Origin of the sequence: Actinomadura geliboluensis (assembly GCF_005889745.1) — a bacterium.
Lineage (GTDB): Bacteria > Actinomycetota > Actinomycetes > Streptosporangiales > Streptosporangiaceae > Spirillospora > Spirillospora geliboluensis.
This window is the reverse complement of record NZ_VCKZ01000393.1, coordinates 1-8,245: the sequence shown is the minus strand read 5'-3', so window position 1 is coordinate 8,245 and position 8,245 is coordinate 1. Positions and strand designations below refer to the sequence as shown.

Here is an 8,245-nt window from a genome sequence, read left to right as displayed (position 1 = left end):
CCCCGACCACCGGAGCCGGACCCGGCCCCAGACAAGGCCCCGGAGACGCTGGCGGCGGCGCAGACGGGCGGGACGGAATGACCGTCGAGGGCGCGCCGTTCACCCGGCTGGCGGCGGTGGCCGCGCACCTGCCGGAGACCACGCTGACCACCGCGGAGCTGGAGGACCGGCTCGCCGAGCGCAACCCGGGCCTGGACGTCCCGCGCGGCCTGATCCTCAAGGCCAGCGGGGTGCGGCGCAGGCACGTCGCCGCGCCGGAGGACGGGCCGTCCGACCTGGCCGCCGCGGCCTGCCGCAAACTCCTGGACGGCGCCGGCGTCGCCGCCGACGACGTCGACCTGCTGATCTACGCGGGAGTGTCGGCCGACGTCGTGGAGCCCGCGACCGCGCACCTCGTCGCGGCACGGCTCGGCGCCCAGTGCCCCGTCTTCGACGTGCGCAACGCCTGCAACGGCGTGCTGACGGCCATCGAGCTGGCCGACGCGCTGATCACCGGCGGCCGGTACCGGCGCGTGCTCGTCTGCTGCGGCGAGCTGCCCAGCGCCATCACCCCGTGGCGCGTCGGCGGCGTCGAGGAGTTCTACGCCGTCGCGGCCGGCTACACCGTCAGCGACGTCGGCGCCGCCCTGCTGCTGGAGGCGGGGTCCGCCCCCGGCGTGCTGGCGCACCGCTCCGCCGCCCACTCCGCCGCGTGGGAGGGCGCGGTCGTCCGCGTGCTGGACGCCTCCAGCGATCCGGCGACCCCGGCGCCGCACTACGGCCCGCTCCTGGTCGACGCCCGCGCCCTGCTGCGGGGCTTCGAGAGCATCGACCCCGCCCTCTTCCGCAAGCCGCTCACCGACCTCGGCCTGACCTGGGACGACTGCGCGGCCGTCTGCGTCCACCAGGCGTCGCTGCCCATGCTGTGGAAGTTCTGCGACCACGCCGGGATCCCGCCGGGCAAGGTCGTCGTCACGATCGTCCAGCACGGCAACATGGTCGCCGCCACCCTGCCCGTGCAGCTGGCCATCGCGGTGGAGACCGGCCGCGTGCGGCGCGGTGACCTCGTCGCCCTCGTCGGCCTGGCCAGCGGGGTCAGCGCCGGAATCGTCCTGGCCCGGTGGTGATCATGATCCAGGAGCGGTCCCCGGCCGTCAGCCCCCTGTACCTGCGCGCCGGATGGTGGCGCCACCGGCGGCCGGACGCGGTCGCCTGCCGCTGCCCCGACGGCGAGGCGACGACGTTCGCGCAGCTGTCGGAACTGGTCGCCGAGACCGCGGCGGCGCTGGCCCGCGCCGGGGTGCGCGAGGGCACGCGCACGGCCGTGATGGTGCCGCCGGGGCCGCAGTTGTGGGCGGCCGTCCTGGCGCTGGCCCGCCTGCGAGCCGTCCCGGTCCTGGTGGACCCGGGCCTGCCGTTCGGTGAGATCCGCCGGTGCCTTCGGCGGGCCCGGCCGGAGGCGTACATCGCGATACCGCGCGCGCAGGCCGCCCGCCTGCTGCTGGGCTGGGCCAGAAGCGCGCGCGTCGTGGTGACCGTCGGCCCCAGGTGGCTTTCCTGGGGAGCCCGCATGGACGCCCTGCGCGACGCCGCGTCCGGCGACCCGCGGCAGTGGCCGGAGCCGAGGGTGGACGACGTCGCGCTGATCGGCTACACCTCCGGCTCGACCGGGCCGCCCAAGGGGGTGCCGCTGCGGCACCGGCAGCTGGCCGCGCAGCTGGACGCGCTCGCGGCGCTGGACGTCGTGTCGCCCGGCTCGGTGATGCTGTCGGCGTTCGCGCCGTTCGCCCTGGCCGCGACGGCGTTCGGCGCCGCCGCGCTCGTCCCGGACACCGACCCGCGGCATCCGGGCCGGGCCGACCCGGCCGCCCTGAGCACCGCCGTCCTGCGCCACGGGGTGACCGCGATGTTCGCGCCGCCCGCGCTGCTGGACCGGCTGGCCCGCCACTGCCTCGACCGCGGCATCATCTTGGAGCCGCTGCGGCACGTGCTGGCCGCCGGCGCGCCGCTGCCCGCCGGAACCCGCGAGCGGATGCGCGCGGTGATCCGCGACCGGGCGCGGCTGCTGTCGGTGTACGGGGCCACCGAGTGCCTGCCGGTCGCGGCGATCGAGAGCCGCGAGCACGCCGGCACCGACGCGGCCACCGCCGCCGGGAAGGGGACCTGCCTCGGCGAGCCGCTGCCCGGCGTCCGGGTCCGCGTCATCCCCGTCACCGACGGCCCGATCCGCCGCTGGAGCGAGAACCTGCCCGTGCCGGCCGGCGCCCTCGGAGAGATCGCCGTGTCGGCCCCCATGGTCGCCGACCCCTACCTGGACGACCCGGCCGCGACCGCCCTGGCCCGCATCCCCGACGGCGGCGGCGACTGGCACCGCACGGGCGACCTCGGCCGGATCGACGCCGAGGGCCGGCTGTGGTTCGCGGGCCGCAAGTCCGAACGGGTCCGGACCGGCCGCGGGGACCTGTGCACCGAGCAGGTCGAACCGCTCTTCGCCGACGTCCCCGGCCTGCGGCGGGCCGCGCTGGTCGGCGTCGGCCCCGAGGGGGCGCAGCGGCCGGTGCTGGTCGTCGAACCGGTGCCCGAACTCGGCCGCCGGGAGCGCCCCGGCCTCATCGCCGCGGTGCTGGACGCTGCGGAGGAGCGGGCACCGGCCGCCGGGATCCACGACGTCCTGGTGCGCCGCGACCTGCCCGTGGACGCCCGCCACCAGAGCAAGATCCGCCGCCATGAGCTGGCCCGCTGGGCCGCCCGCAAGCTGGACGGGCGCGGCCGATGAAGGTCCTGGTCACCGGGGGCGGCGGGTTCCTGGGCGCGGCGGTCTGCCGGCGGCTCGCGGTGCGCGGCGACACCGTCCACGCCCTGCAGCGCCGCCGTTCGCGCGAGCTGGACGACCTCGGCGTCGTCCAGCACCTGGCCGACATCCGCGACCGGGACGCGGTCCTGGCCGCCGCCGACTGGTGCGACGCGGTCGTGCACTGCGCCGCCAAGGCCGGGGTGGGCGGGCGCCGCCGCGAGTACGAGCAGATCAACGTGGACGGGACCCGGCACGTCCTGGCCGCGTGCGCGCGCGTGGGCGCCCGCCTCGTCTACACGTCCTCGCCCAGCGTGGTGCACGACGGACACGACCTGGAGGGCGCGGACGAGTCGCTGCCCTACGCCCGCCACTTCCTGGCGCACTACCCGCGCACCAAGGCCGCCGCCGAGGGGCTCGTCCTGGGCGCCGCCGGCCGGGGGATCCCCGCCGCCGCGCTGCGCCCGCACCTCATCTGGGGGCCGGGCGACCCGCACTTCCTCCCGGGCCTGGCCGCGGCGGGCTCCCGCTTGCGCCTGATCGGAGCGGGAGACAAGACCGTCGACACCGTCTACATCGACAACGCCGCCGACGCCCACCTCCTCGCCCTGGACACGCTCGCCCCCGAGTCGCCGGTCAACGGCCGCGCCTACTTCATCACCCAGGACGAACCCGCACCCTTCGGGCAATGGATCAACGGGCTCCTGGCGGCCGCAGGGCTCCCGCCGGTCACCCGCCGCGTGCCGGTCGCACCGGCGATGCTGGCGGCCGCCGCGCTGGAACTGCTCTTCGCCCTGCCCGGAGTGCGCGCCGCACCGCCGCTGACCCGGTTCCTGGTCGACCAGGCGTCCACGGCGCACTGGTTCGACATCTCCGCGGCCCGCCGCGACCTCGGCTACACCCCTTCCGTCAGCACCGCGCAGGGATTGGCCCGCCTCGCCGATCACCTGGCCGAGCATCCCCTGGGAGCAGTCAGGTGAGCTTCTTCCCCGGCTACCGGTTCGACTCGCACTGGTTCACCCATCCCGGCGCGAACGGCCTCGACCAGCACTACGTGGACGAGGGCGACGGCCCGCCGGTGCTGTTCGTCCACGGGAACCCCACCTGGAGCTACATGTGGCGCCGCCCCGTGCTGGCGCTGCGCGACCGGTTCCGGTGCATCGCGCCCGACCACATCGGCATGGGCCTGTCCGACAAGCCCGCCGGCGACCGCTACGCACACACTCTCGCGGCCCGTATCGACGACCTCGACGCCCTCACCACCCACCTCATCACCGCCCGCGGCGCCCCCACCACCGGCTGGACGCTGGTGATGCACGACTGGGGCGGCCCGATCGGCATGGGCTGGGCCGGACGGCACCCCGGACGCGTGTCCCGGCTGGTCGTCCTCAACACGGCCGCCTTCCCCAACCCGCACGGCGCCCGGGTGCGCCCCTCACTCCGGGTCCCCTTCCGGATGCTGCGCGGTGACCGCCTCGGCACGCGCATCTTCCAGCGGCACAACGCGTTCGTCCGGCTGGCGACCCTCCCGCCCTGCGGCGTGCGCAGGCCGCTCCCGCGCGCCGTCCGGGCCGCCTACCTGGCGCCCTCCGACCAGCCGGGCGGACGCCTGGCGATCCAGCGCTTCGTCCAGGACATCCCGCTGGGGCCCCGCGACCCGTCCTGGCCACTGCTGTGCGGGATCGGCGACTCCCTGGGCCGGTTCGCCGACCTCCCCGCGCTGATCGCCTGGGGGCGCCACGACCCCGTCTTCGACCCGACGTTCCTGCGCGAATGGCGGGTCCGCCTGCCCGGCGCCCGCGTCCGCCTCTACCCGCACGCCGGCCATCTCGTCGTGGAGGACGCCGGCGACGACCTGCTCATCGCGCTGCGCCGGTTCATGCTCGAATGACCGGCGGCGTCCAGGCGAAGCCCCAGGCCGCGCCGACGATCGCCATCAGCGACCCGAGCAGCAGACCGCCCAGGTTCGACAGCACGAACGCGACCAGCGCGGCCATCACCACCAGCACCGCGATGACGTCGCGCGGACCGCCCCAGCACAGCCCCGCGCCCATCGCGATCAGGAACACCCCCACGAGGAAGCCCGCGTACCCGCCCACACCGCTGTTCACCACCAGCCCCACGCCCGCGACCGGCACCAGCAGGATCTCCACACCGGCCGCCGCCACCAGGCAGCTCGCCCCGAACGGCCGCGCCCGCCGCCACCGTGTCAGAAGCCCCCACCGCGTCAGACACCGCCACCGTGTCAGACACCGCCACCGTGTCAGACACCGCCACCGTGTCAGACACCGCCACCGTGTCAGAAGCATGTCGGCACGTCCCGTCCGATGGCGACCTTCAGCCCCGTCACCTGGAACGTCCCGCCGGCCACCATCCAGGAGTCGACCTTCACATGCTCCACCGTGAACCCCAGGGCCCCGACGCCGTAGTCACCGGCACGGCCGTCGGCTCCCAGCGTCCGCGCGTCCTTGTTGAGCACCAGGGAGCCGAAGTCGACATCGGCCTCGATGCTCCGGGCCGAGATGGTCAGCCCCCGCACCTGCGACGGCCGCGCGGGATCCCGCGTGCTCAGCCGCACGACGTAGCGCCCGAGCGGGGTGTCCACGACCGAGGACTGGCACAGCCCGTAGACGGCGGCCGAGCGCATCGTCAGCGACAGCACCTGGTGCCGTTCGCCGTCCGCCGAGCGCACCACGACCGGATACAGCCCGAACCCCTGCCCGGACAGCCGGTCCGCGGAGACCTGCATCCGCCGCCCCGACAGTGCGAACGACACCGGCACCGCCCCCTGCGCCATCCCCACGCCGAGCACGCCCAACGCGCCCAGCGAGGGGACCAGCATCAGGACGAATCGGCGCCACCTGACATCTCCCATCGAGGCACCGCCCTCCTCGCGCCGGGTAGCAACTTACAACACTGAGCAATCAATCGACAACTAACAGTAATCATCGGTGTGCTTCCTCCAAAGGCGGGCGCTTTATCGGGACTTGTCGCGCCCTTTGCAGAACGTGCCCTTAAACTTGCATACGGTGACGGGATGGCGAACGCCATCCAGCGGCAGCGGATCGTCGACGTGGCGACCCGCCTGTTCAGCGAACTCGGCTACGACGGCACGTCCGTCCGGCTCATCGCGGACGCCATGGGGACCGACCCCGGGGCGATCGTCGAGGCCGTCGGCGACAAGCGCGCGCTCTACCTGGAGGTGATGGACCAGGCGTTCGAGTCCGAACGGGCCATGCTCGAAGCCGTCGTGTCGCAGGCCGAACCCGGCCGCGCCGCTGTCCACCAGATCGTGGACGCCTACCTCGACTTCCATGTGGCGCACCCGAACCGGTCCCTGTGGGCGCACCGCTGGGTCGACGACGCCGCCGACATCACCGAACTGGAGGACCGCTACGCCCGGCCGCTGCTGCACCTGGCCGCCCGTAAGATCCGCGACGCGGTACCGCCGGACGTCAACCCCTACTACCTGCTCGGCACGATGATCTGGTGCGTCCACGGCTTCCTGGGCTCGGGCGTCCTGGGCCCCTCCGTGGGCATGCGCCGATCCGACGACCCAGAGACCGTGGCCTCGTTCCGCCAGCACCTCCACGTCCTGATGGACCGCCTGCTGGCGCCCCAGTAGCCGCGCAGGGGACACCTGGCGGCAACCTGCGCATCCTTCAATGATCTTGCACCCAAACCGATCATTGAAGGAACAACAGTGAAGACCCCCTCGGCCCTAACAGCGACCGCCGCCGCGCTCCTGACCCTGAGCACCCCCGCCGCAGCGACAACAACAACGACAGCGCCCCCACACCACTCCTTCTTCGGCGAACGCCTGCCGCTCACCGCGGCACCGGTGAACACCACCATCGCGCCGGGAGTGACGCTGACCTCCCTCTCCCTCGGTGCCAAGGACGCCGACGACTACTGGACGGTCCACGTATACCTACCGCCCACGACCGACGGGCCCCTCGACAAGGCGAACACCGCCCTGGGCCCCAAACCGATCGCCGACCGAGTCGCCGCCGCGCTCCGCGAAAAGAACTTCGAGCCACGCCTGGAGCAGATCTCCACGCCCGCGTACGCGGACCGCCCCGCAGGCCCCCTCGGCTGGACCGTCCGGGTCGGCCGCTACGAGACCGCCGCCGAAGCGTCCAGCGCGCTTTCCACGATCAAGAAGACCGGCTTCGCCGGCGGCACCCGCTACACAGCCCAAGACGGCACCGACCCAGGCGCCCCACAGAAAGTCCACATACTCCGCGTCGACTTCCGCAGCTTCAAAGGCACGGTCGGCCCCGACCACGGCCCGGCCCTGAACGGCACGGAGAAGCTGACCGACCTGGCCACGGGCGCGATCGCCGGCATCAACGGGCAGTGGTTCTACAACAGCGCCCCTGGCGGCATGTACGTCAAGCACGGAAAACTCCTGGGCTCGGCAACCCAGGGCAGGGGCGGCGTCAAGATCACCCAGGACGGCCGCCGCGTCGACGTGGACGCCTACACGGCCCGCGTGACCCTCCGGACCGGCCGGGCCACCGCCGAGATCGACGGCGTGAACCGCCTGCCGGGCGAGATCTGGAACTGCGGCGGCGTGGGCGGCGACCAGCCGACCGAGAAGCCGCAGCACGACCTGAAGTGCACCGACGACAGCGAACTGGTGCTGTTCACCCCCGAATGGGGCACCCCGCCAACCGGCACAGGCGCAGAAGCAGTCCTGGACGCCCGCAACAAGGTGACGGCAGTGAACACTTCCCGTGGCGCCCACGTCCCCACCGGGGGCTCCACCATCCAGGCCACCGGCGAGAGCGCAGCCTGGCTGCGCACCCACGTGAAGCCCGGCGACCGCCTGCACCTGAGCGAACGCGTCGAGGACAGCAAGGGCCGCCGCGTGCCGCTGACCCCGGACACGACGATCCTCCAGGTCGGCCCAACCCTCGTCCGGGACGGCAGGATCTCGGTGAACGCCGCCGCCGACGGCCTGATCCGCGAGGGCACCGACCAGACCTTCACCTACAACTGGACCGTCCGGAGCAACCCCCGCTCAATGATCGGCATGGACCGCCAGGGCCGCCTCATGCTGGTGGTCGTGGACGGCCGCCAGGACGGCTACAGCGAAGGACTGGGCATCGCCCAGACAGCCGAGCTCATGAAGCTCCTGGGCGCACGCGAGGCCCTCAACCTGGACGGCGGCGGCTCCAGCGTCATGGTGACCCGCGACGGCATAGTGAACCGCCCGTCCGACGCAACGGGCCAACGCTCCCTGGGCAACGCACTCCTGGTCCGCCCGTAACAAGTGGAACAGTGCTGCCGTGACCTACATCGACGAGGTAGCCGCACTAGTACGCGACTGCCTCCCCCCAGAGGCCCGTCCCCCCGAGGACGCGGCAGCACTCTTCCGCATCTACGCGCTCCTGACCCGAGCCAAGGGCAAAGCCACAACAGCCGAAGACGTCCACGACGCCTGGTCAGCCTGGATGCTCACGGTAGACC

General features: G+C 73.4%; 9 protein-coding genes. 7 read left to right on the top strand and 2 right to left on the bottom strand.

The genetic code is table 11. The annotated features are described in order from the left end of the window. Positions 1-77: 77 nt before the first annotated feature. Genes ETD96_RS36085 through ETD96_RS36070 form a run of 4 tightly spaced genes read left to right on the top strand, consistent with a single transcriptional unit; the run spans position 78 to position 4,661 of the window. Positions 78-1,106 (top strand): 3-oxoacyl-ACP synthase III family protein, encoded by a 1,029-nt coding sequence (locus ETD96_RS36085; protein ID WP_138640957.1) that lies wholly within the window; start codon positions 78-80, stop codon positions 1,104-1,106. A gap of 2 nt (positions 1,107-1,108) precedes the next feature. Further along, the gene (locus ETD96_RS36080; RefSeq protein WP_240808482.1) at positions 1,109-2,755 is read left to right on the top strand and encodes a fatty acid CoA ligase family protein; all 1,647 of its coding nucleotides are present in this window, start codon (positions 1,109-1,111) and stop codon (positions 2,753-2,755) included. After that, positions 2,752-3,750, top strand: a complete 999-nt coding sequence (locus ETD96_RS36075) for an NAD-dependent epimerase/dehydratase family protein (protein WP_138640955.1) — start codon at positions 2,752-2,754, stop codon at positions 3,748-3,750. The genes ETD96_RS36080 and ETD96_RS36075 overlap by 4 nt, the downstream gene beginning before the upstream one ends. Beyond that, complete coding sequence (locus ETD96_RS36070) at positions 3,747-4,661, top strand: alpha/beta fold hydrolase (protein WP_205719611.1); 915 nt, start codon at positions 3,747-3,749, stop codon at positions 4,659-4,661. The genes ETD96_RS36075 and ETD96_RS36070 overlap by 4 nt, the downstream gene beginning before the upstream one ends. On the opposite strand, the gene ETD96_RS36065 is transcribed toward ETD96_RS36070, so the two are convergent. Together ETD96_RS36065 and ETD96_RS36060 are read right to left on the bottom strand one after the other, a co-directional pair. After that, the gene (locus tag ETD96_RS36065; RefSeq protein WP_274704673.1) at positions 4,648-5,079 is read right to left on the bottom strand and encodes a DUF6114 domain-containing protein; all 432 of its coding nucleotides are present in this window, start codon (positions 5,077-5,079) and stop codon (positions 4,648-4,650) included. The two genes, ETD96_RS36070 and ETD96_RS36065, sit on opposite strands and share 14 nt — an antisense overlap. Then, positions 5,070-5,645, bottom strand: coding sequence for a DUF6230 family protein (locus ETD96_RS36060; RefSeq protein WP_138640953.1), 576 nt, complete (start codon positions 5,643-5,645; stop codon positions 5,070-5,072). The genes ETD96_RS36065 and ETD96_RS36060 overlap by 10 nt, the downstream gene beginning before the upstream one ends. 162 nt (positions 5,646-5,807) lie before the next feature. On the opposite strand from ETD96_RS36060, the gene ETD96_RS36055 reads away from it, so the two are divergent. The 3 genes from ETD96_RS36055 to ETD96_RS46190 form a co-directional block, all read left to right on the top strand. Further along, on the top strand, positions 5,808-6,395 hold the full coding sequence (locus ETD96_RS36055) for a TetR/AcrR family transcriptional regulator (protein ID WP_138640952.1): 588 nt from the start codon (positions 5,808-5,810) through the stop codon (positions 6,393-6,395). A 78-nt stretch (positions 6,396-6,473) separates the two neighbouring features. Then, positions 6,474-8,045 (top strand): phosphodiester glycosidase family protein, encoded by a 1,572-nt coding sequence (locus ETD96_RS36050; protein WP_138640951.1) that lies wholly within the window; start codon positions 6,474-6,476, stop codon positions 8,043-8,045. Between the two features lie 19 nt (positions 8,046-8,064). Continuing rightward, positions 8,065-8,245 (top strand): DUF7701 domain-containing protein (locus tag ETD96_RS46190; protein WP_205719610.1); only part of this gene is annotated, 181 nt, incomplete at its 3' end.